This window comes from Achromobacter sp. D10 (assembly GCF_035282245.1).
In the GTDB taxonomy this organism is placed as follows: Bacteria; Pseudomonadota; Gammaproteobacteria; order Burkholderiales; family Burkholderiaceae_B; genus Achromobacter; species Achromobacter insolitus.
Genome location: NZ_JAYJLE010000017.1, coordinates 24267 through 48774 on the forward strand (window position 1 = coordinate 24267; position 24508 = coordinate 48774).

19 protein-coding genes are annotated in these 24508 nt (G+C 65.4%); 13 read left to right on the plus strand and 6 right to left on the minus strand.

Translation table 11 applies throughout. The annotated features are described in order from the left end of the window. The first annotated feature begins 48 nt into the window (after window positions 1-48). The 7 genes from VCS63_RS28250 (at window position 49) to VCS63_RS28280 (ending at window position 5505) form a co-directional block, all read left to right on the plus strand. A complete protein-coding gene (locus tag VCS63_RS28250; protein WP_042792807.1) occupies window positions 49-930 on the plus strand; it encodes a transporter in 882 nt (293 codons plus the stop codon). Between the two features lie 32 nt (window positions 931-962). Then, window positions 963-2153 carry an amine dehydrogenase large subunit gene (locus VCS63_RS28255; RefSeq protein WP_063639682.1) on the plus strand — a complete coding sequence of 397 codons (1191 nt, stop codon included), beginning with the start codon at window positions 963-965 and terminating at the stop codon, window positions 2151-2153. Then, entirely contained in the window at window positions 2150-2707 is a 558-nt protein-coding gene (locus tag VCS63_RS28260; RefSeq protein ID WP_149064910.1) for a MauE/DoxX family redox-associated membrane protein, read from the plus strand. Before VCS63_RS28255 ends, VCS63_RS28260 begins: the two co-directional genes overlap by 4 nt. A gap of 10 nt (window positions 2708-2717) precedes the next feature. Further along, a complete protein-coding gene (gene mauD, locus VCS63_RS28265) occupies window positions 2718-3356 on the plus strand; it encodes a methylamine dehydrogenase accessory protein MauD (RefSeq protein WP_042792810.1) in 639 nt (212 codons plus the stop codon). Beyond that, window positions 3340-3861 (plus strand): methylamine dehydrogenase light chain, encoded by a 522-nt coding sequence (locus VCS63_RS28270; RefSeq protein WP_042792811.1) that lies wholly within the window; start codon window positions 3340-3342, stop codon window positions 3859-3861. Before mauD ends, VCS63_RS28270 begins: the two co-directional genes overlap by 17 nt. Continuing rightward, on the plus strand, window positions 3858-4397 hold the full coding sequence (locus VCS63_RS28275) for a cytochrome c (RefSeq protein ID WP_042792812.1): 540 nt from the start codon (window positions 3858-3860) through the stop codon (window positions 4395-4397). Before VCS63_RS28270 ends, VCS63_RS28275 begins: the two co-directional genes overlap by 4 nt. A 148-nt stretch (window positions 4398-4545) precedes the next feature. After that, the gene (locus VCS63_RS28280) at window positions 4546-5505 is read left to right on the plus strand and encodes a helix-turn-helix domain-containing protein (protein ID WP_063639680.1); all 960 of its coding nucleotides are present in this window, start codon (window positions 4546-4548) and stop codon (window positions 5503-5505) included. Here the strand turns inward: VCS63_RS28280 and VCS63_RS28285 are convergent, their stop codons facing one another. After that, window positions 5506-6180: an epoxyqueuosine reductase QueH gene (locus VCS63_RS28285; protein ID WP_042792815.1), complete on the minus strand. Its 675-nt coding sequence runs from the start codon at window positions 6178-6180 to the stop codon at window positions 5506-5508. It abuts the gene before it with no gap. A gap of 82 nt (window positions 6181-6262) precedes the next feature. Next, window positions 6263-9046, minus strand: a complete 2784-nt coding sequence (gene glnE, locus VCS63_RS28290; RefSeq protein ID WP_149064907.1) for a bifunctional [glutamate--ammonia ligase]-adenylyl-L-tyrosine phosphorylase/[glutamate--ammonia-ligase] adenylyltransferase — start codon at window positions 9044-9046, stop codon at window positions 6263-6265. An 82-nt stretch (window positions 9047-9128) separates the two neighbouring features. Here glnE and VCS63_RS28295 point away from each other — a divergent pair, with 82 nt between their 5' ends. Further along, the gene (locus VCS63_RS28295) at window positions 9129-12794 is read left to right on the plus strand and encodes a YhdP family protein (protein WP_323881699.1); all 3666 of its coding nucleotides are present in this window, start codon (window positions 9129-9131) and stop codon (window positions 12792-12794) included. A gap of 117 nt (window positions 12795-12911) precedes the next feature. Here VCS63_RS28295 and rho read toward each other — a convergent pair whose 3' ends face one another. Beyond that, window positions 12912-14171 carry a transcription termination factor Rho gene (rho, locus tag VCS63_RS28300; RefSeq protein WP_042792818.1) on the minus strand — a complete coding sequence of 420 codons (1260 nt, stop codon included), beginning with the start codon at window positions 14169-14171 and terminating at the stop codon, window positions 12912-12914. 117 nt (window positions 14172-14288) lie between these two features. Next, window positions 14289-14615 carry a thioredoxin TrxA gene (trxA, locus tag VCS63_RS28305; protein WP_006218534.1) on the minus strand — a complete coding sequence of 109 codons (327 nt, stop codon included), beginning with the start codon at window positions 14613-14615 and terminating at the stop codon, window positions 14289-14291. A 328-nt stretch (window positions 14616-14943) separates the two neighbouring features. Here trxA and VCS63_RS28310 point away from each other — a divergent pair, with 328 nt between their 5' ends. The 3 genes from VCS63_RS28310 to parC are packed head-to-tail and all read left to right on the plus strand — an operon-like array spanning window position 14944 to window position 19876. Beyond that, entirely contained in the window at window positions 14944-16905 is a 1962-nt protein-coding gene (locus VCS63_RS28310; RefSeq protein WP_323881701.1) for a DNA topoisomerase IV subunit B, read from the plus strand. Further along, window positions 16905-17510 (plus strand): YcxB family protein, encoded by a 606-nt coding sequence (locus tag VCS63_RS28315; RefSeq protein ID WP_076812323.1) that lies wholly within the window; start codon window positions 16905-16907, stop codon window positions 17508-17510. The genes VCS63_RS28310 and VCS63_RS28315 overlap by 1 nt, the downstream gene beginning before the upstream one ends. A 35-nt stretch (window positions 17511-17545) precedes the next feature. After that, window positions 17546-19876, plus strand: coding sequence for a DNA topoisomerase IV subunit A (parC, locus tag VCS63_RS28320; protein ID WP_323881702.1), 2331 nt, complete (start codon window positions 17546-17548; stop codon window positions 19874-19876). Here parC and VCS63_RS28325 read toward each other — a convergent pair. Then, window positions 19873-20079 (minus strand): hypothetical protein, encoded by a 207-nt coding sequence (locus tag VCS63_RS28325; RefSeq protein WP_162726337.1) that lies wholly within the window; start codon window positions 20077-20079, stop codon window positions 19873-19875. The genes parC and VCS63_RS28325 overlap by 4 nt on opposite strands. Between VCS63_RS28325 and VCS63_RS28330 the strand changes: the two genes are divergently transcribed. Together VCS63_RS28330 and VCS63_RS28335 are read left to right on the plus strand one after the other, a co-directional pair. Continuing rightward, window positions 19990-20610, plus strand: a complete 621-nt coding sequence (locus tag VCS63_RS28330) for a TetR/AcrR family transcriptional regulator (RefSeq protein WP_063962038.1) — start codon at window positions 19990-19992, stop codon at window positions 20608-20610. The genes VCS63_RS28325 and VCS63_RS28330 overlap by 90 nt on opposite strands. Next, a complete protein-coding gene (locus tag VCS63_RS28335; protein ID WP_063639672.1) occupies window positions 20607-21806 on the plus strand; it encodes a DUF418 domain-containing protein in 1200 nt (399 codons plus the stop codon). The genes VCS63_RS28330 and VCS63_RS28335 overlap by 4 nt, the downstream gene beginning before the upstream one ends. On the opposite strand, the gene VCS63_RS28340 is transcribed toward VCS63_RS28335, so the two are convergent. Then, window positions 21807-24425: a TRAP transporter permease gene (locus VCS63_RS28340; RefSeq protein WP_042792823.1), complete on the minus strand. Its 2619-nt coding sequence runs from the start codon at window positions 24423-24425 to the stop codon at window positions 21807-21809. Between the last annotated feature and the right edge of the window lie 83 nt (window positions 24426-24508).

Below are 24508 nucleotides of genomic sequence, written 5' to 3' on the forward strand. Positions count from 1 at the left end.
GCCGGGGAGATACCGGCGGCCGCGCCTTCATGACACCAAGGGGAAGACATGGCAGGCAGGACAGGCAGCCGGGCTCGCCGGCGGGCGGCGCTATTGCTGGCGTGCGCGGGCGTATCGCAGGCGGCATGGGCGGGAGACCCCAGCGCGCGCGACTGGATTCCCGCGCCGGTGGGCACCAACATCATCGCCGGGTATCTGGCGGGACTGAGGTCTTCGGGCTTGTACTCCGAAGGCCAGCGCGTGGACGGCGCGTCCGTCGATGTGAATGCGCTGGTCTACCGGCAGATGCACTACCGCGATTTCTACGGCAAGACGATGCAGCTTGAGTTCATCGTGCCCATGTACCGCACGTCGCTGGATCTGCCCGGCGCGCCAGGCGATCACCAGACGGGTATCGGCGATGTGACGCTCGGGTCGGCCATCTGGCTGTACAACAACGAACAGACCAAGACCTGGTTTGCCTGGGAACCGTTCGTTGTCGCGCCTGTAGGCCGCTACGACGGTTCGCGTCCCGATGTGTCGCCGGGCAAGAACCGCTGGTCCACCATCCAGGATTTCGCATTCGTCCAGGGCTTTGGCGAATCCACCTATCTGGAAGCGATCGCGGAAGTGGAGATATACGGCCGCAATACGGATTGGTACGGGCAGACGTTGAAGAAGGATCCCTCGTTCCGCTTCTTCGCCCTGGCTTCGACCAACCTGACCCCGGACACCTACACCGGCATCCGCTACCGCTATGAGACCGGCGGAAAGGAAACCTCGTCCGGCGAAACCGTCGCGACGCGGGCGCGCAATCACCAGTTGGCCGTTGAATTGACGCACCAGATCAACGACGCCAACCAGATTCAGATGCAGTACATCCACGACCTGAAGGTCGAGAACGGGCCGCGGATGCGTGGCGTGCAGTTGCGCTACGTCTACGCGTTCTAGGGGAAACGGATCATGAGACCAGGAGGATATCGATGAACGCGCTACGCGCCAGATCATGCGCATTGCGGGCCGGACGCTGGGCGCTGTATGCGGCCCTGGCCGCGTCGGCGGGCCTAGCCCGGGCGGACTTGCCCGTGGAAGAACTCAAGGGCGGCACACGGCTGCCGCCGGCCACCCCGCACCGGCTGTACGTGATGGATGCCGTCTTCAATCACCTGGTCGACAGCCGGGTGAATATCTATGATGGTGACACGATGAAGTTCCTGGGTTTGGTGCCCACGTCGTTCAATGGACACATGACCGTGTCCGCGGACGGCAAGGACATCTATGTCATGACCACCTACTACGAGCGCCTGAACCGCGGCAAGCGCACCGATGTGGTCGAGGCTTGGGACGCCGAAACCCTCACCCCCAAGTTCGAGGTGCCCATTCCGCAGAAACGCGCGCAGGCATTGAACTACCGCAACTATCTGAGGCAGAGCACGGACGGCGGCCTGTTGCTGGTGCAGAACGCGACGCCTGCGTCTTCCGTCACTGTGGTGGACCTGAAGACGCGGCAGTTCGCGGACGAAGTGACCGCGGCCGCGGGATGCTGGAGCATTATTGTCCTGCCCTCGCGTCCGCGCAGCTTCGCTAGCATTTGCGGCGACGGCGCGTTGCTCACCGTGGATCTGGACCAGGCCGGCAAGCCCATGGGCCAACAGCGCAGCCAGCCCATGTTCGAGCCGGAAAAGGATCCCATCTTCACGCACACCGAGAACCTGGGAAACACCTTCTACTTCGTGTCCTACAACGGCAACGTCTATAGCGCCGACTTCAGCGGCAAGGATGCCGTTTTCGGCAAGCCCTGGTCCTTGCTGGACGCATCGGGCAAGGACCAGGGCTGGCGCCCCGGGGGCTACAACCTGCTGGCTGTGAACCAGGCCAGCAAGCGGCTGTACGTGGGCATGCATCCGAATGGAGCGGAGGGCTCGCACAAGACGCCGGCCGCAGAGATCTGGGTCTACGACCTGGCCACGCGCAAGCGGGTGGCGCGCGTGCCGGGCAAGAACGCCCTGTCGATGTCGGTGTCGCAGGACGACCAGCCGCGCCTGTACACGCTGGATGGCGGCAACGTCAATATCTATGACGCCGCTCCCGCCGCGCCGGTCTTCAAGGGAACGATCCAGGCGGCGGGCGAAACCGCGCTGCAGGTGGAACCACAACCGCGAGGCACGCCATGAACGATCCCGTGCTGCTGTATGCCGCAAGCGCGGCGCTGGCTTGTGTATTGCTGCTGGGGGCGGTGGAAAAGCTGAAAGACATGGCGGGCTTTGCCGCGGTGGTGTCGGCCTACCGCATCCTGCCGGCCCGCTGGAGTCACGCATTTGCGTGGGGTTACGCGCTGGCCGAGGCGCTGGCCGGCACCCTGCTGCTCGTGCCATCGCGGCAGGCGGCGGGCGCGGAGCTGGCGCTGCTGGTGCTGGCGGCAGCCACGATGGCGCTGGTTTTCAACCTGCTGCGCGGCCATCGCGACATCGATTGCGGTTGCGGCGGCCCGGCGTCCACCGGACCGGGGCGCGGCGCGCAGCGCGCGGGGCTGTCGTGGTGGCTGGTATTGCGCAACGCGCTGCTGGGTTTGTGGACCGCTCCAGCGCTGCTTGCCGCAGGAGGCTTGTCCCGGGGGCTGCAGTGGACCGATTCCGCTGCCGTCTTCGGTTTGGCCATGGCCGCCGTAGGTCTGTACTTCACAGCCAACCACCTGTTGGCCTCCCATCTCAAGTTGCGCAATCTCTGAAGGAATACCTATGGATGCCTTGATCATTTCCAATTTCCTGCTGTGGGGCGTGGTGCTCTGCCTGGTGCTGGTCATCCTGGCGCTGTCGCGGCAGATCGGCGTGCTGTACGAGCGCGTGGCGCCGATGGGTGCCCTCACAATGGACAAGGGCCCCGGCGTGGGCGAGCCCGCGCCGCGCTTCGAACTGCCCGATCTGCTTGGCCGCCGTATCGTCATCGGCGAACGCGGGCAGCACAGTCAGCTGTTGTTCTTTCTTTCGCCCACCTGCCCGGTCTGCAAGAAGCTGCTGCCCATCCTGAAGTCGGTGGCCAGCACGGAGAGCGCCTGGTTGCGTATCGTCCTGGCCAGCGACGGCGAAATGCCCGAGCACCTGGCGTTCTACAAGCAGGCCGGCCTGGAACGCTTTCCGTATTTGCTGTCGACCGAATTGGGCATGAAGTTCCAGATCAGCAAACTGCCTTATGCCGTGCTGATCGATGAAACCGGAACCCTGCGCGCAAAGGGTTTGATCAACTCGCGTGAGCAGCTTGAAAGCCTGTTCACCGCGAAGGAGCTGGGCGTGGCGTCGGTGCAGGAGTTCCTCGCCGCCGGCGCATTGGAAGAAACTCGGATTTCCCGCAAGGAGAGCGGCAATGCACTGGCTGGATAAACTTGGAGAGCGCGCCGCGCGCTCGGTCGCGCACACCACTTCCCGGCGCAGCGTGCTCAACCGCATCGGCCGGGTGCTCGTGGGAACCGCATTCCTGATGCCCGTGCTACCGGTGGCGCGCTCGGCGCCGGCGGACAGCAAGAAGCCGCAGATGGATGATACGGCGTGCGACTACTGGCGCTATTGCGCGGTGGACGGCTTCCTGTGCTCCTGCTGCGGGGGAAGCATGACGTCTTGCCCGCCGGGCACCTCGCCGTCGGCGGTGTCGTGGGTTGGCACTTGCCACAACCCGCTGGACGGCAAGGACTACCTGATCAGCTATAACGATTGTTGCGGCAAGGCCGCTTGCGGCAAGTGCATGTGTGCGTCCGCCGAGCGTGAGCGGCCGGGCTATCAGATGTTCCTGCATAACGACGTGAACTGGTGCATGTCCAACGAGTCTTCTATTTTCCATTGCACCACGTCGGTGATCGTGGGCCTGGCCAAGCCTAAGCCGAAATCATGACGCCCGGTGCTCGACCGTCGCGGCAGGGATGGCGCCGGCATTGCGCCGCCGCCATCCTGCTGTGCGCGGGCCAGGCCGTCGCGGGGGATTCCTCGGGCGGCGCGCCGGCCACGGACGCTTCCGCGGCCGACAGGCTGCGTCAGTCCGTTCGCGCCGATTATGTGCTGCAATGCGCTGGCTGCCACCGCGTGGACGGCCGCGGCAGCGGCCGCCATGGCATCCCCGATTTCCGCAATTCGGTGGGCGCGTTCGCGCACCTGCCCGCGGGCCGGGAGTATCTGGTCCGCGTTCCTGGCGCGGCGCAATCGCAACTGAGCAATGCCGAACTTGCGGCGGTGCTTAACTGGGTGGTGGAAGAATTCAGCCCGGCGCAGCTTCCGGCGGATTTTCGCCCCTACACCGAAGAGGAGGTCGCGCAGGTTCGTCCGCGCCGCTATGAGGACGTGGTGCCGGTGCGGCACGAACTGGCGCAATCCCTGTCGGCACTCGGCTTCCAGTTGGCCGATTACTCATATGGCAGCGACAGAAAGCCCTAGCGGGCCAGCACCTTAGGGGTTGTCACCGATACTCCCTCCGGTTGACCGGTGCTAGAAAGAGGCAGCATTCCATTCAACGCTGTAGCTGTGCTGCCGGCCTCGCCGCGCCAGGCAAGAAGGCACGCCGTTTCGAGACACCGGAGTCGCCATGTCCCCATCTCTTTTGCGCAGCACGCCCAGGCATTTCCTGGACTGCGCAAGCTGGCAGGAAAGTGTCAGCGATACCTTTGTTCCGCTGGAAGTGTCCGCGATGTATCCGGCCCGCTTCCGCAACAGTGTGGCGGTGGATTCGCTGGGCTGGATGCAGGTCTGCGAATTGCGCAGCAGCGCCCAGCGCGTGCGCCGCAGCAAGCTGCTGGCTGATCGCTCTGAAGCGCCGGGCTACAAAGTGACGCTGCAGCTAGCCGGCCGCAGCGAGATTCGGCAGTCCGGGCGCAGTGCTCTGCTGGTGCCGGGCGAATGGAGCATCTACGACACCACGCGGCCGTACGAGGTCGATGTGGATGACGGCGCACATTTCCTCGTGATGCAAGTGCCAGGCAAGCATTTCGACGCCTGGCAATCGTTCATGCAGAACGCCGTGGCCCGCAGCTTCAGCGCTCGCCAGGGGTGCGGACGCATGGCCATGGATCTGTTGCGCGTGGCGTTGACCGAGCATGCGCACCTGTCCGAAAGCGCCTCGCGCGATGCGGCCAATGCCGTGTTGCAGATGATGGGGCTGGATATCAGCGAGCGCGCGGGAGTCCAGGCTGAACACGATCAGGCTGAACTGCGGCAAGCGCAGCTGCGCCGCGTGCAGCAGCACATATTGGAAAACCTGCACGATCCCGCGCTGTCGCCGGCCGCCGCTGCCGCGGCCTTCCGGATGTCGCGGCGCTATTTGTACAACCTGTTTGCGCAGGCGTCCACGACGCCGGCCGATTTCATCCTCAGCGCGCGGCTGGAACGTTGCCGGGACACGCTGTGCGACGCCGCGCAGGCGGCGCGGCCGATAGGCGATATTGCCTACCGATTCGGTTTTTCAGATGCGGCGAGGTTCAGCCACGCGTTCCGCAAGCGTTTCGGCGTATCGCCGTCGGAATACCGGCGGCTCGGGCGCCAACCCTGATCAGAGCTGCTCTTCGTTGATCAGGTCTTCTTTGCCGTAGAACTTCACGCCGATGTGGATGCGTTCGCGGCCCTGCGAACGGCGGTGGCGGTTGGTGTCGCGCAACGAGTAGACGCAGCCGCAATATTCCTGTTGATAGAAATTCTCGCGCTTGCTGATTTCGATCATGCGGGCGGAGCCGCCGCCCTTGCGCCAGTTGTAGGTCCAGTAGACCAGATCGTCATAGCGCGCCGCGGCGCGTTCGCCGCAGCCGTTGATCTGGTTCATGTCCTTCCAGCGAGAGATGCCCAGCGAACTGGTAATGGTGTCGAAACCATGTTCATGCGCGTATAGCGCAGTACGTTCGAAGCGCATGTCAAAGCAGGCCGTGCAGCGTTCGCCGCGCTCGGGGGCGTTTTCCATGCCCTTGACGCGTTCGAACCAGTTGTCCATGTCGTAGTCAGCGTCGATGAATTCGATGCCATGCTGCTCGGCGAAGCGGATGTTTTCCTGCTTGCGGATTTCGTACTCTTTGACCGGATGGATGTTCGGGTTGTAGAAGTAGATGGCGTAGTCGATGCCCGAGGCAGTCATCGCTTCCATGACTTCGCCAGAACAGGGCGCGCAGCACGAGTGCATCAGCACCTTGCGGCGGCCGGCGGGCAGGTCGAGTTTGGGGCGCACGAATTCAGACATGGCTTGCAGGCAAAGATAGCGGAAAACTCCTTATTTTACGCTGAGTTGCCGGGGGAGGGGGGATGCCCCGTCCCCTATGTCTTCAGCCCAGTACGGCATCCCAGAGTTCGCGCACGGCGGCGCGCTCTTCCTGCAGCTGATCCTGCGGCACGCGTGCTTTTTCCACGCCCTGCAGGCGCAACTGGTGCTGAACGCGGCGCAGGGTGCGATAGGCGTCGCCCGCGCGCGCGGCCAGCTCGCCAGAAATCAGGCCTGCCTCGCCGGACAGGCGCAGCAGCGCGATATTGCCCAGGTTGCGGACCAGAACCGGATGCGTGGCAGAGTGGCACAGCACCAAGTATTGCGTGACGAATTCCACGTCGACCATGCCGCCGCGATCATGCTTCAGGTCAAATAGCTGGCTGGTGTTGGGATGGCCCGCGTTGATTTTCTCGCGCATCGCCAGCACCTCTTCGCGCAGTTTGGCTGCGTCGCGGGGCAGCACCAGGATGTCTTCGCGAATCTGCTCGAAGCGGGCGCCGATGCTGGAGTCGCCCGCGGCGTAGCGCGCCCGGGTCAGCGCCTGGTGCTCCCAGGCCCAGGCATGCTTGTGCTGGTATTGCTCGAACGCTTCCACCGACACGGCCAGCAGCCCCGCGTCGCCGTCCGGCCGCAGGCGCAGGTCGACTTCGTACAGGCGGCCCGACGAGGTCATGGTCGAGAGCCACGACGTCATGCGCCGGCCCAGCTTGGCGTAGACCTCGGCGGCGTCTTCGCGCGCGTCGTCGAACAGGAAGACCAGGTCCAAGTCCGAGGCATAGCCCAGTTCCTTGCCGCCCAGCTTGCCGTAGGCGATGACGGCGAAGCGTGGTTCAGCGCCTTCGGCCTTGTTGACCAGCGGCCACGTGCGGCGGATGGTTTCGGTCAGCAACAGGTCGGCCAGCGCGGAGAGCTGGTCGGCCAGTTTCTCCACGGTGAGTTCGCCTTCCAGGTCCTGCGCCAGCAATTGGAAACTGGCCTGGCGCTGCATGTCGCGCATCAGGTTCATCTGGCGTTCGATGTCCGGATCGCCGTCAGGCAGGCGGCAGGCGTCCAGGTCGGCGGTCAGCTGGCGCGCGATCTGGGCGAAGTCCAGTGGTTCGAACAACGTGCGCCAGTCGATCAGGCTGTCCAGCAGCAAGGGGTGCTGCGTGAGGTACTGCGCGGCCCAGGGGCTGGCCGCAACCATGCGCGCTACGCGCGCCAGCGTGTCAGGGTATTCGGCCAGCAGTGCCAGGTAGGCGCTGCGCTGGACGATCTTTTCGATCAGGTCGAACAGCCGTACCGCGGCTTGCAGCGGCGCCGGCGTTTGCAGGGCGGCGCGCAGGGCGGCGGGCAGCAGGGCATCCATGCGTTTGCGGCTGCTTTCGGGCAGGCTGCGCACCCTGTGGCTGCCCAGCAGGGTCTCGGTACGGCGCAGCAGATCCTGCGCGTCGTCGCCGAAGGCCTGGCGGATCTGCTCGGCCAGTTCGCTGCTGCTGTCGGGCTCGTCCTGACCGGAGCCGGGGTCGCTGGCGCCAGGCGCGGGCGCCGGCACTTCGGCGTCGCCCATGCCCACAAGGCGGAACACGTTGCGGAAGGTCTGCGAGACGAATTGGCGGTGCGTGGCCAGCGTGCTTTCGAAGTCCGCGGGACTCATGCCCAGCGCCGCGGCCAGCGCGGCGCGCTGCTCAGGGTCGCCCGGCAGCAGATGGGTCTGGGCATCCTCGCGGTACTGCAGGGCATGTTCGGTGCGGCGCAGATAGCGGTAGGCCTCTTCCAGCCGGCGCGCGTCTTCCTCGGGCACCAGGCCGGCCGTGCATTCCGCGTGCAGCGCTTCCAGCAGGCCGCGCTTTTGCAGCGCGGGCATGCGGCCGCCCCGGATCAGTTGCGCCAACTGCACCACGAATTCGATTTCCCGGATACCGCCGTCGCCCAGCTTGATATTGTTGGCGCTGTCGATGCCGTTGCGCGCGCTGGCGCGTCGCTGCCAGTCCTGGCGGATGCGTTCGCGCAGGGCGCGCAGGGCCGAGAGCGCGTCGAAGTCGAAATACTTGCGGTAGACGAAGGGCACGCGCAGGCTTTCCAGCTGGCGCGCCTGGGCGGCGCTGTCGCTGCCTTCGAACGCCTGGGCCGGTATCAGCCGTGCCTTCAGCCAGGCATAGCGTTCCCATTCGCGGCCCTGGCCGATCAGGTAATGCTCCAGCGCGTCCAGGCTCCAGGCCAGGGGGCCGGAGTCGCCGTCGGGACGCAGCCGCAGATCGGTGCGGAACACCTGGCCGTTGGCGTCCACCTCGGAGAGCACGGGCATCATGCGCCGCGTCAGCCGGCCGTAGAACTCGTGATGGCTGATGCGGCGCGGACCGTCGGTCTCGCCTTCTTCGCCATACAGCATGATCAAGTCGATGTCGGACGAGACGTTCAGTTCGCAGCCGCCCAGCTTGCCCATGCCTACGATCAGCATTTCCTGAGGCTTGCCGGTGGCGGGATCCCGCGGCACGCCGTGCACCGCCGCCAGATCCGCGGCCACGCTGCGATACGCCGCCGCGACCGCGGTGTCGGCCAGCGTGGTCATGGCGCCCACCACTTCTTCCAGATCGGCCTGGCCCGTCAGGTCGCGGACGATGAGCACATTGAAGACCCGTTCACGCAGCTTGCGCAGCACCATGCGGCAGACATCCACGGGCAGGGCATCGTCGCCGGCTTGCGGTCCGGCCAGCTCGGATTGCCAGCGCGCGATCTGTTCGGGCGTGACCGGATCACGCACGGCATCGGCCAGCCAGGCGGCCAAGTCCGGGTGGGCATCAAGTCTGCGGCGCAGATGGCCGGACCAGGCGAGGGCGGGGGCAAGCGTAGAGGGCGTGGACATGGCAAAAGGGGCGGCGGAATGGGCGCGTTTCAGGTATAAGTGGGGACGATACCGCAAGACATATTCTCCTGCCCACCGATCCGTGTCTGTTTCAAAAAAAGTGCTCTGCTGGGTGTTCTGGGCCGTGCTGACCGTCTATGGCGTCGTGGCCCTCGGACTGCTGGGCGTTCGCTATTGGGTGCTGCCCCGCGTGGACCAATGGCGTCCCCAGATCGAAGCCTACGTCAGCCAGGCGCTGGGCTCCCGAGTGACCATTGGCTCCATCCAGGCGAACTGGCAAGGCCTCAACCCCAAGCTCGATCTAGCCTCCGTTCAAGTCTACGACGATGAGGCGGCCCCCGTGCTGTCCTTGCCCTCGGTTTCGGCCGTGCTGGGCTGGCGCAGCATCCTGGCCCTGTCGCCCAAGCTGCTGCGGTTGCAGCTCGAACGGCCCGAACTCATTCTGCGCCGTGACCGGTCCAACCATTTGTGGGTCGCGGGCCAGGACATCGATCTCAATGCCAGCGACCAGCGGTCCGATCTGGACCATCCGGCCTTGCGCTGGCTGGGCGCGCAGCGCGAACTGCGTATTCGCGGCGCCACCATCCGTTGGCAGGACGAATTGCGCGGCGCGCCCGAATTGACCCTGAGTGGCGTCAATTTTCTGGCGCGCAACGGCAGCCTCTCGCACCGCTTTGTGCTCAAGGCCGCGGCGGGCGACGCGTTGGCACGCAATGTGGAACTGCGCGGGGAATTCAATCGCAGCCTGTTCTCGGTAAACGCGGCCAACCCGGGCAACTGGGGCGGCCAGCTGTACGTTCAGCTGGACGACGCGGAGCCGCTGGCGTGGCGGCCGTGGCTGGATGTCCCGGCGGTGGCCGGACGCTTGAGCGGGCGGGCATGGTTGCAGCTGGAACGCGGCAAGTTCACCGATCTGACCGTGGACACCGCGGCGCGTGGCGTGCAATGGGCGCAGACCCCGCAAGGCGCGGAGGCCCCCGGTTTCAAGGTCGGCTACCTTCAGGCACGCCTCCAAGGCCTGCCGGGCGACTTCATGCAACTGGACAGCGTACCCCTGGCGCGCAGCCCGGGCGCACCGGCGGTATCGGTTAACGGCAAGGTCGAGCAGCTGGCACTGAGCCTGCCGGGCGTCTTCGAACAGCCCGACCTGGCGGTGCGCGAAGTGGCGCTGGAGGCCGCCATAAAGGGGCCGGACGCCGATCACTGGTTCGTGGACGTGGGCCAATTGCAACTGGTGAACGACGATCTCGATGTCCGCGTGCAAGGACAGTGGCGGCCCGAGGGCAAGACCGCGGCGGGCAGCGTTGACATGCACGGCGTGATGGCGCGCGGCTCCATGTCCGCCATCCACCGCTACCTGCCCCTGGAGGTCAACGCCGACGCCCGCGAGTGGCTGGCCGTCGGCTTGCCGGCCGGCGAAATGCAGTCCGCCTCCATCACGCTCAAGGGCGACCTCGACGAGTTTCCTTTTGGCGCGCCAGCATCCCAGGGCGAATTCGTGATTGCCGGTGCATTCAGCGGCGCCAAGGTCGATTACGCGCCTGCGCGAGAGCGCCGCAAGGGCTGGCCGATGCTGGAGAACCTGTCCGGCAATTTCCGCATCGACAAAGTCAGCCTGGCGCTGGACAGCGCGGGGGGCGCGGTCGCTCATACCGGGTCGGGGCATACCGTGACGCTGGGGGCGGTTGCCGCAAGCATTCCCAACATGGAAGAGAACTCCGAACTGCTGCTGACCGGCGAGACCACGGGTACCGTGCCGGCCTATCTGGCGCTGGCGGCCAACTCGCCCTTGGGCGAGCTGCTGGACGGCGCCCTGGATGAGGCGCGAGGCACCGGCGACTGGCGGGTGGGACTCAAGCTCAAGGTGCCCCTGCTGAATACCGATGACACTGAGGTGCAGGGGAATATCCTGTTCGCGGGCAATACATTCACCTTCATGCCGGAGATGCCGCTGCTCAGCCAGATGCATGGCGACCTGGCATTCTCGGAGAAGGGCGTCGAGGCCAAGGATCTGCGGGCCCAATTCCTGGGCGGCCCGGCGCGGATATTCGGGCGCCTGGCGCAGAGCACGGACGCGCTGCGCTTCGAGGGCACGCTGGCCGGGCCGGCGCTGACCCAACTGAGCAACACGCCATCCATGTCGCGCTTTACGGGCAAGGCTGCCTACAAGGGCAAGGTGGGTTACCAGCGTGGCGGCGCGGTGGATATCTCCGTCGAATCCGATCTGGTGGGCATGGCGATCGACATGCCCGCCCCGGTAGGCAAGGCGGCTCAGGCGTCGCAGCTGCTGAAAGTGGAATGGTCGCCCGCGCAGGACCGCGGCGCGCAGAATCGGCGTTGGCTTACCGCCAGCCTGGGCGATGGCGTCAATGCGCTGTTCGAGCGGGCGCCGTCCGAAGGCGGATCCTCGTATTTCGCGCGTGGCGCGCTGGGCATCAATCGGCCCGCAAGCCTGCCGGAACGCGGCTTCAGTCTGAATGCCAGCCTGCCTGAGCTGGATCTGGACGCCTGGGAAAACGTGTCCGACGGCTTCAGCGCGCCTGCTGGCAAGGGCCGTCCCGCGCCCAAGCCGATGCTGCCCGCCGCCGAGCGCATCAGCCTGGCAACCGGTGTCTTGCGAACCGGTGGCTTTACCCTGAACGACATGACGCTGTATGCGACCCGGCCGGGACCCGCGCAGTGGCGCGTGGATCTGCAGTCCAAGCAGGCCACGGGCTCGCTTGAATGGCGCGAGGCCTCGGGTGCCATCGCAGGCCAGATCACCGCGCGCCTGAAGCATCTGTCCCTGGGCGGCGAGGGCGACACCAACAAGGCCGACGAGGCGCTGTCCTCCGGCAGCGATCTATCCGACATTCCGGCGATCGACCTGCAGGCCAAGGAATTTCTGCTGTATGGCAAGAATGTGGGCGAACTCCAGGTGCTGGGCACGAATCTGCAGCGCGGCCGCCAATGGCGCCTGGATAAGCTGTCCATCGTCAACGAGGCGGCCTCGCTAAACGCCACCGGCAACTGGAACCTGGAAGGCCAGAACCGCGGCCTGACCGTGGACGCTTCGGCCAAGTTCGAGGACGTGGGCAAGTTCCTGGACCGCATCGGCTTCGAGAAGGTGGTATCGGGTGGCACCGGCACGATGCAAGGCAAGGCAACCTGGCGCAATTTGCCCTGGACCCATAAGATCGAAGACCTGACGGGCGAGGTCGACGTCAGCCTGGACAAGGGCCGCTTCATGCATGTGAACTCCCGCACGGCGCGGCTGCTGGAATTGCTGTCCCTGCAATCGCTGCAGAGGCTGGCGCGGCTGGACGTAAACCCGACCAATCTGCTGCGCGATGGATTCCCTTTCGACACCATCCGCGGCAAGGTCAAGCTGGCAGACGGCACGGCCTCGACCGAGGGCTACAAGATCAACGGACCGGTCGCCGCGATCGTGTTGGCGGGCGGCGTCAATATTATCCGCGAACGCTGGGACATGAAGGCCGTGGTCATTCCGAACCTGGACGCCAGCGGTGCGGCCATGGTGACGGCGCTGGCGGTCAACCCGTTGATCGGCCTGGGGGCGTTCGTGACGCAGTGGCTGCTGAAGCAGCCGTTGGCGCGCGCCATGACCATGGAATACGCCGTCACCGGCAGCTGGGACGATCCAAAGATCGAACCGATAGACGCGTCCGGCAAGCCTGCCGGCAACAAGCAGACCCCGCGTCCTGCGCCGCAGCCCGGCACGCTGGAGGAGTTCATGGGGGGACAGTGAGCCGCGCGGGCAGCGGCCTGTCCGGGCCATGAAAAACGCCCTGGAGCGCTTGCGCCCAGGGCGTTTTTCATGGCCGGGTCCAGGGCGCGCGCCCTGGACCGCAGGCCGTGACTGGGCTTACTTCTTCTTCATCATGTCGAAGAATTCGGCATTGGTCTTGGTGGCGCGCATCTTGTCCAGGATGAATTCCATCGATTGGACTTCGTCCATGTCGTGGATGAACTTGCGCAGGACCCAGACCTTCTGCAGCAGATCCGGAGCGATCAACAGTTCTTCGCGGCGGGTACCCGACTTGTTCAGGTTGATCGACGGGTAGACGCGCTTTTCAGCCAGGCGGCGCTCAAGGTGGACTTCGGAGTTGCCGGTGCCCTTGAATTCTTCGTAGATGACTTCGTCCATGCGGCTGCCGGTTTCGATCAGCGCCGTGCCCAGGATCGTCAGCGAACCGCCTTCTTCCAGGTTGCGGGCGGCGCCGAAGAAGCGCTTGGGCCGTTGCAGCGCATTGGCGTCCACGCCGCCGGTCAGCACCTTGCCGGAAGCCGGCACCACGGTGTTGTAGGCGCGGGCCAGACGGGTGATCGAGTCCAGCAGGATCACGACGTCCTTCTTCATTTCGACCAGGCGCTTGGCCTTTTCGATGACCATTTCCGCGACCTGCACGTGACGGGTGGCGGGTTCGTCGAAGGTCGAAGCCACGACTTCGCCGCGCACCGTGCGCTGCATTTCGGTCACTTCCTCGGGGCGCTCGTCCACCAGCAGGACGATCATGACGGCGTCGGGGTAGTTGGTAGTTATGGCGTGCGCGATGTGCTGCATCATCACCGTCTTACCGGACTTGGGGCTGGCCACGATCAGGCCGCGTTGACCCATGCCGATGGGGGCGAAGACGTCAAGAATGCGGCCCGTGAGGTTCTCTTCGCTCTTGATGTCCCGTTCCAGGCGGATGGTGCGGTTCGGGTGCAGCGGCGTCAGGTTTTCGAACATGATGCGATGCTTGATCGCTTCCGGCGCCACACCGTTGACCTTGTCCACCTTCACCAGGGCGAAATAGCGCTCGCCGTCCTTGGGCGTGCGTACTTCGCCTTCGATCGAATCGCCGGTGTGCAAGTTGAAACGGCGGATCTGCGAGGGCGAGATGTAGATGTCGTCCGTGCTGGCCAGGTAGGAGGTCTCGGGCGAGCGCAGGAATCCGAAGCCGTCGGGCAGGACCTCCAGGACGCCGTCGCCAAAGATCTGCTCGCCTTGCTTGGCGCGCCGCTTCATGATGGCGAACATCAGTTCCTGCTTGCGCAGGCGGTTGGCGTTCTCGATTTCCAGGCCGGCGGCCATTTCCAGCAGCTGCGAGACATGCAGCGCCTTCAGTTCGTTGAGGTGCATCGCGGTGGGTGTTTGGGGGAAAGTGAAGGAGAGTTCTGGCGGCGCGCCACGGACGGGCACACGCGGTATTGAATGAGCGCCGCCCCGAGGGCGGCGCCTTCGTTCACGGCACGCGGCTTACAGCGCGCCGTCCAGGAATGCGGTCAGTTGCGACTTCGACAGCGCGCCAACTTTGGTGGCGGCGGCTTGGCCGTCTTTAAAGAGCATAAGGGTGGGAATGCCGCGGATGCCGTACTTCGTGGCGGTGCCCTGGTTTTCGTCAACGTTCAGCTTGGCGATCGTCAGGCGGCCAGCGTACTCGGTGGCCACTTCTTCCAGGATCGGGGCAATCATCTTGCAGGGGCCACACCAGGCAGCCCAGTAGTCCACCAGCACCGGCTGGCCGGATTTCAACACATCGGCATCGAAGCTCGCGTCACTGACGTTCTTGATTTGGTCGCTCATGATGGTGATTCTCGGTTCGGCAGCAAAAGGCGCGTAAAAAGGGACGCGCCTCGCCGTTGTTCTTGTTTGTGGAATGGACTCAAGCATACCACTGTCAATAACAACAGGCATACCACTGTTAATAACAACAGGAGTTGCTGGATTTGTGTAGGATGTTGCGGCGCAGTTGTCGCGATCCGGGCTGTATGGGCTCCGGTGCGCTGGCTGTGACTGTCATCATCCTACCGAATTCGGAGCTGCTCAGGTCGTGCTCATCCCACTGGGAGCCGCGCAGAATCTAGGCTTATCCGTAAAATGTCGGTTTTTTTCCACAGATGTTGGGGATAACTTGGCCACTCCACGTTACACCGAGGCGTCCATTCGCGTCCTGAAGGGACTGGAGCCCGTGCGCCAGCGCCCGGGCATGTACACCCGAACCGAAAACCCTCTGCACGTCGTGCAGGAGGTCATTGATAACGCCGCAGACGAGGCATTGGCCGGCTACGGCAAGCAGATCCAGGTCACGCTGCACGTCGACGGCAGCGTTTCCGTCGAGGACGACGGGCGCGGTATTCCCGTCGGCCTGCATCCTGAAGAGAACGCTCCCGTGGTGGAGCTGGTGTTTACGCGCCTGCATGCCGGCGGCAAATTCGACAAGGCAGGCGGCGGCGCCTACGCCTTTTCCGGCGGCCTGCACGGCGTGGGCGTTTCCGTCACCAACGCCCTGGCCACGCGCCTTGAAGTCGTGGTGTGGCGCGACGGCGCCGTCAATCGCCTGGTCTTCAAGGGCGGGGACGTGGCCGAGCCGCTGGCGCCCTACGACCAGGGCGGGCGCAAGAAGTCCGGCACCCGCGTGCGCGTCTGGCCGGATGCCAAGTATTTCGACAGCCCCAATATTCCGTTGGGCGAACTGACGCACCTGCTGCGCAGCAAGGCCGTGCTGCTGCCCGGGATCAAGGTTTCCCTGGTCAACGAGAAGACCGGGGACACCAAGACCTGGCAGTATCAGGATGGCCTGCGCGGCTACCTGTCCGAGGCGCTGGCCGGCGCGGAACTGATGGTTCCCTTCTTTGAAGGCGAGCAGTACGCCGGGGCAGATCACGAAAACTTCGCCGAAGGCGAGGGCGCCCAGTGGGTGGTGGCCTGGACCGAGGACGGCAACGCCGTGCGCGAGTCCTACGTGAACCTGATCCCCACGCCTGCCGGCGGCACCCACGAATCGGGGCTGCGCGAAGGCCTGTTCGGCGCGGTCAAGGGTTTCGCCGAGCTGCACAGCCTGTTGCCCAAAGGGGTCAAGCTGCTACCCGAGGACGTGTTTGCGCGCGCCAGTTTCGTGCTTTCGGCCAAAGTGCTGGACCCGCAGTTCCAGGGGCAGATCAAGGAACGCCTGAACAGCCGCGACGCAGTGCGCCTGGTCGGCGGCTTTTCCAAGAGCGCGCTGGATCTGTGGCTGCACAGCAACGTTGAATACGGCAAGAAGCTGGCCGAGCTGGCCATCCGCCAGGCCCAGGCGCGCCAGCGCTCCGCCCAAAAGGTGGAAAAGCGCAAGAGTTCGGGCGTGGCCGTGCTGCCGGGCAAGCTGACCGACTGCGAGTCCAGCGATTCCACCCGCACCGAAGTCTTCCTGGTCGAGGGCGACTCGGCGGGCGGTTCGGCCAAGATGGGGCGCGACAAGGAGTTCCAGGCCATCCTGCCGCTACGCGGCAAGGTGCTCAATTCCTGGGAGGTCGATCGCGACAGGCTCTTCGCCAACAACGAAATCCATGACATTTCCGTCGCCATCGGCGTGGATCCCCACGGTCCTGGCGATACGCCGGACCTGTCGGGGCTGCGCTACGGCCGCATCTGCATCCTGTCCGACGCCGACGTCGACGGCTCGCACATCCAGGTGCTGTTGCTGACGCTGTTCTACAAGCACTTCCCCAAGCTGGTCGAAGCCGGCAATGTGTTCGTGGCCCGGCCGCCGCTGTTCCGCCTGGACGTGCCGGCGCAGGGCAAGCGTCCGGCGCGCAAGATCTATTGCCTGGACGAGGGCGAGCTCGAGGCCGCGCAGGACAAGTTGCGCAAGGAAGGCGTGCGCGAAGGCGCATGGGCCGTCAGCCGCTTCAAGGGCCTGGGCGAAATGAATCCGGAACAGCTCTGGGAAACCACCATGAATCCGGACACGCGCCGGCTGCTGCCCGTGGGCTATGGTGACCAGACCCCCGAAGACACCACTCGCATGTTCGACATGCTGATGGGCAAGGGCGAGTCCTCGCAGCGCCGCGCCTGGATCGAAGAGAAGGGCAACCTGGCGGAGCTGGACATCTGATGGCCGCTTCCGCGCCCGGCTCCGCCCGCATGGACGTCCAGATGACGGCCGACGACTATGCGGACTTCGCCGTCTATGTGTACAAGCGGCCGGAGCTGCGCCGGCGCCGCTACCGGTCCCACCTGCGTTTCGCGGTCCTGATGATCGTGGCCTTGCTGGCCTACCTGATCTGGCAGACTTGGGACGGCAAGGGACCGAACTGGGCGCAGATCCTGCCCGTGTACTTCGAGGGACTGGCCGTGGGCCTGGGCATCCTGGCGCTGCTGGCGCTGGCCTACGAGTTCGTGCTGCCCTCGCTGGTCAGGATGAACACACGCCGCATGCTGAAAAGGCAGCCCGACGAGCTTTTCCTGGGCCGTCATCAGCTGGACTTCGGTCCCGAGGGCATTACGGATACCACCGCCACCGCCTCGGGGCGGATGGACTGGTCCGATGTGCGGCGGGTCGAGGAAACTCCGGAACACCTTTATGTCATTCTCGGCACTTTGCAGGGCGTGATCATCCCCAAGCGCGGTCAGGACGCCGCCACGCTGGACAGGGTGCGCAGCGAATTGCGCGCGCATGTCGCCGATACACAGCTGATGCCGTCCGCGCAGGCGCTTTGACGCCGTTTCGATGAAATTGTCTACCTGAATACATCATGACCGACAGCAATCAACCCGGCTTGTTCGATTCCAACCCGCCCGGCGGCGATGGCGACGGCGACGCCGCCATCACCCTGGCGCGCTACGCGGAACAGGCCTATCTGGACTACGCCGTATCCGTGGTGCGCGGCCGAGCCCTGCCGGACGTCGGCGACGGGCAGAAGCCCGTGCAGCGCCGTATCCTCTACGCCATGCAGGCGATGGGGCTGGCCGCCGGCGCCAAGCCCGTGAAGTCCGCGCGCGTCGTCGGCGACGTGCTGGGCAAGTACCATCCGCACGGCGATCAGGCCGCCTATGACGCCATGGTGCGCATGGCGCAGGATTTCTCGCTGCGTTATCCGCTCATCGACGGCCAGGGCAATTTTGGTTCGCGCGATGGCGACAACGCCGCCGCCATGCGATACACAGAAGCCCGCCTGACGCCCATCGCCAAGCTGTTGCTTGACGAGCTGGACGAGGGCACCGTGGACTTCGTGCCCAACTACGATGGCAGCCAGCAAGAGCCGCAAATGTTGCCGGCGCGCCTGCCCGTGATGTTGCTCAATGGCGCCTCGGGCATCGCGGTCGGCATGGCCACCGAAATTCCGCCGCACAACCTGCGCGAAGTGGCGCAGGCCTGCGTGGCTCTCCTCAAGCATCCCCAGTTGCCGGACACGGAGCTGCACGCCCTGATTCCCGGCCCGGACTTCGCGGGCGGCGGACAGATCATCACGCCCGCCGAGGACATCGCCCAGATCTACGCTGGGGGCCGCGGGTCGCTCAAGGTGCGGGCGCGCTGGCAGTTCGAGGAAATGGCGCGCGGCCAGTGGCAGCTGGTGGTCAACGAGCTGCCGCCCGGCACCTCGTGCCAGAAGGTGCTGGAAGAGATCGAGGAGATCACCAATCCCAAGGTCAAGACCGGCAAGAAGAGCCTGACGCCCGAGCAGACCCAGGCCAAGGCCGTGATGCTGAACCTGCTGGACGCGGTGCGGGACGAGTCGGGCAAGGATGCCGCGGTGCGCCTGGTCTTCGAACCCAAGACCTCGCGCGTGGACCGCGACGAATTCGTCAACACGCTGTTGGCCCAGACCAGCATGGAAAGCAGCGCGTCCATCAACCTCGTGTGCATCGGCACCGACGGCCGGCCGCGCCAGAAGGGCCTGCGCGACATCCTGGTCGAGTGGCTGGCGTTCCGCACCAATACCGTGGTGCGCCGCACGCGCTTCCGCCTGGACAAGGTCATCGACCGCATCCACGTGCTGGAAGGCCGCATGGTCGTCTACCTGAACGTGGACGAAGTGATCCAGACGATCCGCGAATCCGACGAGCCGCGCGCCGCGCTGATGGAGCGCTTCAAACTGTCGGAACGGCAGGCCGAGGACATCCTCGAAATGCGCTTGCGCCAATTGGCCCGCCTGGAAGGCTTCAAGATCGAACAGGAACTGGCGGACAAGCGCGATGAGCAGGTGCGTCTGCAGGAACTGCTGGACAACCCCGCTGCGCTCAAGCGCCTGTTGATCAAGGAAATCGAGGCCGACGCCAAGCAGTACGGCGACGATCGCCGCACGCTGATCGAGACCGCAGAGCGCGCTGTGCTCGAAACCAAGGTGCTGGACGAGCCCGTCACCGTGATCGTCTCGCAAAAGGGCTGGCTGCGCGCCCGTCAGGGCCACGGCCACGATGCCAGCCAATTCGGCTTCAAGCAGGGCGACGACCTGTACGGCGCCTTCGAATGCCGCACGACCGATACGTTGATCGCCGTGGGCGACAACGGGCGTGTCTATTCGGTGCCCGTGGCCGGGCTGCCTTCCGCCCGGGGCGACGGCCAGCCGGTTACCACTATGATCGACCTCGGCAGCGGCACGCGCATCGTCCATACGATTGCAGCGTCCGCCGACAGCCGCTGGCTGCTGGCGACGCGCGGCGGCTACGGCTTTGCCGCCAAGCTGTCCGACATGGTCAGCCGCCAGCGCGCGGGCAAGCAGTTCATTACCCTGGAAGCGGACGACGAACTCTTGCGTCCGGTGCCGCTATTCGAAGGTGCCACGCAATTGGCGCTGCTGTCCCACAAGGGCAAATTCCTGGTCTTCGGCCTGGACGAAGTCAAGACACTGTCTGGCGGCGGTCGCGGCACCATCCTGATGGGATTGGACGGAACGGACAAGCTGGACCAGACCGTGCCTATCGGCGTGGGCGGCCTGCGTGCGTCCGGCATCTACCGCAACAAGCACACCGAGGACATCCTGGCTGGCGACGCGCTTGCTCCGTACGTCGGCAAGCGTGCCCGCAAGGGCAGGGCGCTGGATGTGCGGCCCAAGCAGCCGGTATTGTCGCCGGTGCTGGGCTAGGCGCCCGCGGCTACGCAGGGTAATGGCGGGCTGCGGCCCGCCATTTTTTTCGCTTGTTGACCGGTATTGCGATCTTGATATTTAATAGATAGACCAATTGATCTATTAATAAAATGCGCAAGATCGACCCCATCAAACAGCAGGAGCGGCGAAGCCACATACTGGCCGCGGCGGCGGATTGTTTTGCCGAACAGGGTTTTCATTCGACTTCCACGGCGCAGATTTGCGCCCGCGCCGGGATGAGCCCCGGCAATCTGTTCCATTACTACGGCAGCAAGGCCGAGATCATCGAAGCGCTGATCGCCGCGGACACTGAGTCCGCGCGCGCCCAGATGCAGGCGGCGTGCGCGGCGCCAGACGCCAGGCAGGCGCTGACCGACTGGGTCGCCGCGCAGCTCGCGTTGCATCAGGATCCGACCTACGTCAGGCTGGGCATGGAGATCCTGGCCGAGGCCGTGCGCAACCCGCGCGTGCATGCATTGGTGATGGAAAACGAGGCGGCCCGCAAGGCCGGTCTGGTGTTGTTGCTGGAGACGGTCTGGCGGCAGCGGGTCCCGCCTCAGCCTGCGGCTGAGATGGCCGACACGCTGTTGCTGTTGCTGGACGGCGTCTACAGCCGTTCGGTGGTTGATCCCGCTTTCGGCGCGGCGGCGGGAGGGCGCCTCCTGGAGCAGGCATTGCTGCGATGCCTGCCCACCCGCGCGGAGCGGAACACCGCAGGGAGGCATGCATGAGCTCGGCGGCAAATCCTGGGCGCCTGGAGCAGGTGGACGCGCTGCGCGGTTTTGCGTTGTTCGGCATTCTCGTGGTCAACATTGGCGTGTTCTCGTCGCCGTTTTACGGCGCAGGCGTGGCGGATCCGGCGTTTTCGCAACCGTTGGACCTGACCGTGCGCTGGCTGATCGCCTGGCTGTTCGAGACCAAGTTCTACCTGTTGTTTTCGTTCCTGTTCGGCTATAGCTTCACCTTGCAGATGGCTGCGGCCGAGCGCAGCCAGGCTGCTTTCGCGCCGCGCTTCCTGCGCCGTCTTGCGGGCTTGGCGGTGCTGGGGGCGGCGCACGCCGTGCTGTTCTACCAAGGCGACATACTCCTGACCTATGCGCTGCTGGGGCTGGCGCTGCTGCTATGCCGCCGGATGGAGCCCAGGCGGGCGCTGCGCATCTCGCTGTGGCTTATCGTGCTGACGGCATCGTTGTGGGCCATCCTGGGCGCATTGAGCTACCTGGACCCGGTGCCGCCCGGATACGAGGCGCAGTACCACGCGGACGCCTTGGCGGCTATCGACGCGTATCGGGGCACTATCGGCACCACGATTGCGCAGCACGTAAAGGAACTCACTGAAGGCGTGTGGTTCACCGTCCTGTTCGTGCAGGGACCGTTTGTGTTCGCGATGTTCCTGACCGGTTACGCACTGGGGCGCCGTCATGCGCTGGCGGATCCATGGCGTCAGCCGCGCGCCCTGTGGCTGCTGTGCGCGCTGGGCCTGGCGCCCGGCCTGGCCGGATCCGCCGTGTATGCCTTTACCTCCATGCCCGCGGCCGGCGCGGCCTGGGAACTGCCTGGGCTGGCGGCAGACCTCCTGACCGCGCCGCTATTAAGCATGTCATATGCGGCGGCCTTGCTGCTGGCCATGCGCACGCGCCCTGGAGCGCGCTTCGCGGGCTGGCTGGCGCCCGCAGGGCGGATGGCCCTGAGCAACTACCTGATGCAGTCGATCATCTGCGCATTCCTGTTCACCGCCTGGGGCCTGCGCCTGTTCGCCTCGGTCTCGCCGCTGGCGGCGTTCTGCATTGCCGTGGCCATCTTCGCGGCGCAGCTGCCGCTATCCGCATGGTGGTTGCGACGCCACGCCTATGGTCCGGTGGAGTGGTTTTTGCGCGCGCTCACCATCGGCGCATGGCCGGCCTGGCGGCGCGCGCGGACGGGCTGATCAGACCGGCTTGGCGTGGAGCCGGCCCACGGCGGCGCCGCCATCGCGACGGCCTTGGCGCGCCCACATGCCTGCCAGCAACAGCAGCGCGGGCACGTACACCCAGAAGTCGGACCAGCGCTGCGGGTTGGGCGCCTTCACTTCGAGCACGTCCCAGCCTTGTTCCCAGCCGGCGCGCTGGGCGCGGCTGCCAAAGCGCACGCCGCCGATCTGCGTCTGGTCGCCCAGGCTCATCAGCGTCAGCCCCGCTTCGGCCAGCCGCTTGCGTCCCGCGTCTTGTCCGCCTGCGTCGTCCGTCAATTCGGGCAGGGCGACCGCCACGGTCTTGGTCAGTTCATCGCCTTCCAGATTGATTCCCCGCAGCACCACGGTGAGCCGCCCGTTGTCGGGCAGAGCCGCGGCGATGGCCTGCATCTCGGACGCCGGCCGGCTTTCGTGGCGCGGCGCGAAATGGTCCATGAACCAGTCCGGGCGGAAAAGCATGAATGTCACCAGCAGCAGCACGCCCACTTCGGCCAGCGTGCAGCGCACGCGGAACCAGCGCATGGTGGCGGCGGCGAAAGTCAGCGAGGCCAGTGTGGCGCCGGTCACGACCAGCGCCAGCTCCCAGCCATAGGTGACGTCGATCAGCAGCAACATGGGGTTGAACACGAACATGAACGGCAGGATGGCCGTGCGTGCCGCGTACGTCACGCCCTGAATGCCTGTCTTGATCGGGTCCTCCCCGGAAATGGCTGCGGCCGCGAACGTGGCCAGGCCCACGGGCGGCGTAATGTCGGCCATGATGCCGTAATAGAAAACGAACATGTGCACGGCGATCAGCGGAATCACCAGGCCGCTCTGGGCGCCCAGTTCCACCACCACGGGCGCCATCAGCGTCGCCATCAGGATGTAGTTGGCCGTGGTTGGCATGCCCAGCCCAAGGATCAGGCACACGATGGCCGTGAAGATCAGCATCAGCAGCACATTGCCCATCGACACCAGCTCGACGAAGGCCGTCATGCGCAGGCCCAGGCCGGTCAGCGTGATGGCGCCGACGATCAGTCCCGCGGTGCCGCAGGCGATGGCAATGCCTATCATGTTGCGGGCGCCGTCCTCCAGGCCGCCGATGGCATCGCGCCAGCCTTGGCGCCAGGGCCCGGACAGCGGCTGTTTGCGGAACCAGGCAATCAGCGGACGCTGCGTCACCATCTGGAACAGCATGGCCATCGCGGCCCAGAATGCCGACAACCCGGCCGACAGCTCTTCCACGCTCAGGCACCAGACCAGGATGCCGATGGGAATCAGGAAGTACAGTCCGGCGCGTACGGTCGGCCACGGCTGCGGGCGCACGGGATGGTTGATGTCGATGTCCTGCGGCAGGTCCGGGTGGCGCGCCGCGACGCGCAGCAGCCACACGTACAGCGCCGCAAGCATGCCCAGCAGCACCCAGATGGCCGCGGCGCCGGCCACGGCCTGCACGCCGGTGCCTATCCAGTAGACCGCGCCCATCACCACCAAGGTGCCGCTGATGCCCATGCCCCAACCCGCCAGCTTCTGCAACGGTGTGCGGGCGGGGCCCGACGCCATCATGGGCTGGATGCCAAGCTTCAGCGCTTCCAGGTGGACGATGTAGAAAAGCGCAATGTACGAGATCGCGGCCGGCAGGATCGCGTGGCGGATGATGTCGGTATAAGGGATGCCGACGTATTCGATCATCAGGAACGCGGCCGCGCCCATGACGGGCGGCATGATCTGGCCGTTGACGGACGACGCGGTTTCGATCGCTCCGGCGCGCACGCCGCCGTAGCCGGCCTTTTTCATGAGCGGAATCGTGAAGATGCCGCCAGTCACCACGTTGGCCACGGAAGAGGCCGACACCAGGCCGTTGACGGCCGAGGACACCACGGCCACCTTGGCCGGCCCCCCGCGCAGATGGCCCAGCAAAGCGAACGACACCTGCATCATGTAGTTGCCGGCGCCGCATTTGTCCAGCATGGAGCCCAGCAGAACGAAAATGAAGATATACGACACCGACACACCCAGCGCCACGCCGTACACGCCTTCCGTGGTCAGCCACATATGCGACATCAATCGTTCCAGCGACGCGCCGCGATGCGCCAGCACGTCGGGCAGCCATGGGCCGGCGAGCGCATAGGCGACGAACACCAGGCCCAGCACGGTCATGGGCAGGCCCAGGGCCCGGCGCGTCACTTCCAGCAGCAACGCCAGGCCGATAACGGCGGTGGCCACGTCCATGGTCGTGGGTTGCCCCGGCCGGCCCGCCAGCTCGTTATAGAAGAGGTACAGATAGCTGCCGCAGAAGCCGGCCATCAGGGCCAGCGCCCAGTCGTACCAGGGCATGCGGTCGCGCGCCGAGCGCTTGCTGGCGGGGTAGGCAAGGTAGCCCAGGAACATGGCGATGCCCAGGTGCAGGGCGCGGGCCTCGGTGTCGTTGAAGATGCCCCAGTTGAGCGAGAACGGCAGCGGCGAGGCATACCAGAGCTGAAACACGGACCAGATCAGCGCGCCCGCCGCCAGCGTCGCGCCTGCCAGGCCGCGGACGTTGCGGCCTCCGCGGTCGGCGTCGGCGACCAGTTGTTCGAGGTCCGGGGCCGGCGTGTGCGGCTCTTTATTCATGAATTTCCCCTACGTGTCATGGCGCGCGCCGACGGCGCGGCGCGCGTTGTGTCCCTGCGCGCGGTAACGGTGCGCAAGGCCCG

What these genes read in the sequence shown, in the direction of transcription:
- glnE (WP_149064907.1), bottom strand. Translation starts at nt 9,046, where the DNA reads ATGTCCACGCCCTCTACGCTTGCCCCCGCCCTCGCCTGGTCCGGCCAT.
- parC (WP_323881702.1), top strand. Translation starts at nt 17,546, where the DNA reads ATGACCGACAGCAATCAACCCGGCTTGTTCGATTCCAACCCGCCCGGC.
- VCS63_RS28260 (WP_149064910.1), top strand. Translation starts at nt 2,150, where the DNA reads ATGAACGATCCCGTGCTGCTGTATGCCGCAAGCGCGGCGCTGGCTTGT.
- VCS63_RS28270 (WP_042792811.1), top strand. Translation starts at nt 3,340, where the DNA reads ATGCACTGGCTGGATAAACTTGGAGAGCGCGCCGCGCGCTCGGTCGCG.
- VCS63_RS28340 (WP_042792823.1), bottom strand. Translation starts at nt 24,425, where the DNA reads ATGAATAAAGAGCCGCACACGCCGGCCCCGGACCTCGAACAACTGGTC.
- VCS63_RS28330 (WP_063962038.1), top strand. Translation starts at nt 19,990, where the DNA reads ATGCGCAAGATCGACCCCATCAAACAGCAGGAGCGGCGAAGCCACATA.
- rho (WP_042792818.1), bottom strand. Translation starts at nt 14,171, where the DNA reads ATGCACCTCAACGAACTGAAGGCGCTGCATGTCTCGCAGCTGCTGGAA.
- VCS63_RS28275 (WP_042792812.1), top strand. Translation starts at nt 3,858, where the DNA reads ATGACGCCCGGTGCTCGACCGTCGCGGCAGGGATGGCGCCGGCATTGC.
- trxA (WP_006218534.1), bottom strand. Translation starts at nt 14,615, where the DNA reads ATGAGCGACCAAATCAAGAACGTCAGTGACGCGAGCTTCGATGCCGAT.
- VCS63_RS28280 (WP_063639680.1), top strand. Translation starts at nt 4,546, where the DNA reads ATGTCCCCATCTCTTTTGCGCAGCACGCCCAGGCATTTCCTGGACTGC.
- mauD (WP_042792810.1), top strand. Translation starts at nt 2,718, where the DNA reads ATGGATGCCTTGATCATTTCCAATTTCCTGCTGTGGGGCGTGGTGCTC.
- VCS63_RS28325 (WP_162726337.1), bottom strand. Translation starts at nt 20,079, where the DNA reads ATGAAAACCCTGTTCGGCAAAACAATCCGCCGCCGCGGCCAGTATGTG.
- VCS63_RS28255 (WP_063639682.1), top strand. Translation starts at nt 963, where the DNA reads ATGAACGCGCTACGCGCCAGATCATGCGCATTGCGGGCCGGACGCTGG.
- VCS63_RS28250 (WP_042792807.1), top strand. Translation starts at nt 49, where the DNA reads ATGGCAGGCAGGACAGGCAGCCGGGCTCGCCGGCGGGCGGCGCTATTG.
- VCS63_RS28285 (WP_042792815.1), bottom strand. Translation starts at nt 6,180, where the DNA reads ATGTCTGAATTCGTGCGCCCCAAACTCGACCTGCCCGCCGGCCGCCGC.
- VCS63_RS28335 (WP_063639672.1), top strand. Translation starts at nt 20,607, where the DNA reads ATGAGCTCGGCGGCAAATCCTGGGCGCCTGGAGCAGGTGGACGCGCTG.
- VCS63_RS28315 (WP_076812323.1), top strand. Translation starts at nt 16,905, where the DNA reads ATGGCCGCTTCCGCGCCCGGCTCCGCCCGCATGGACGTCCAGATGACG.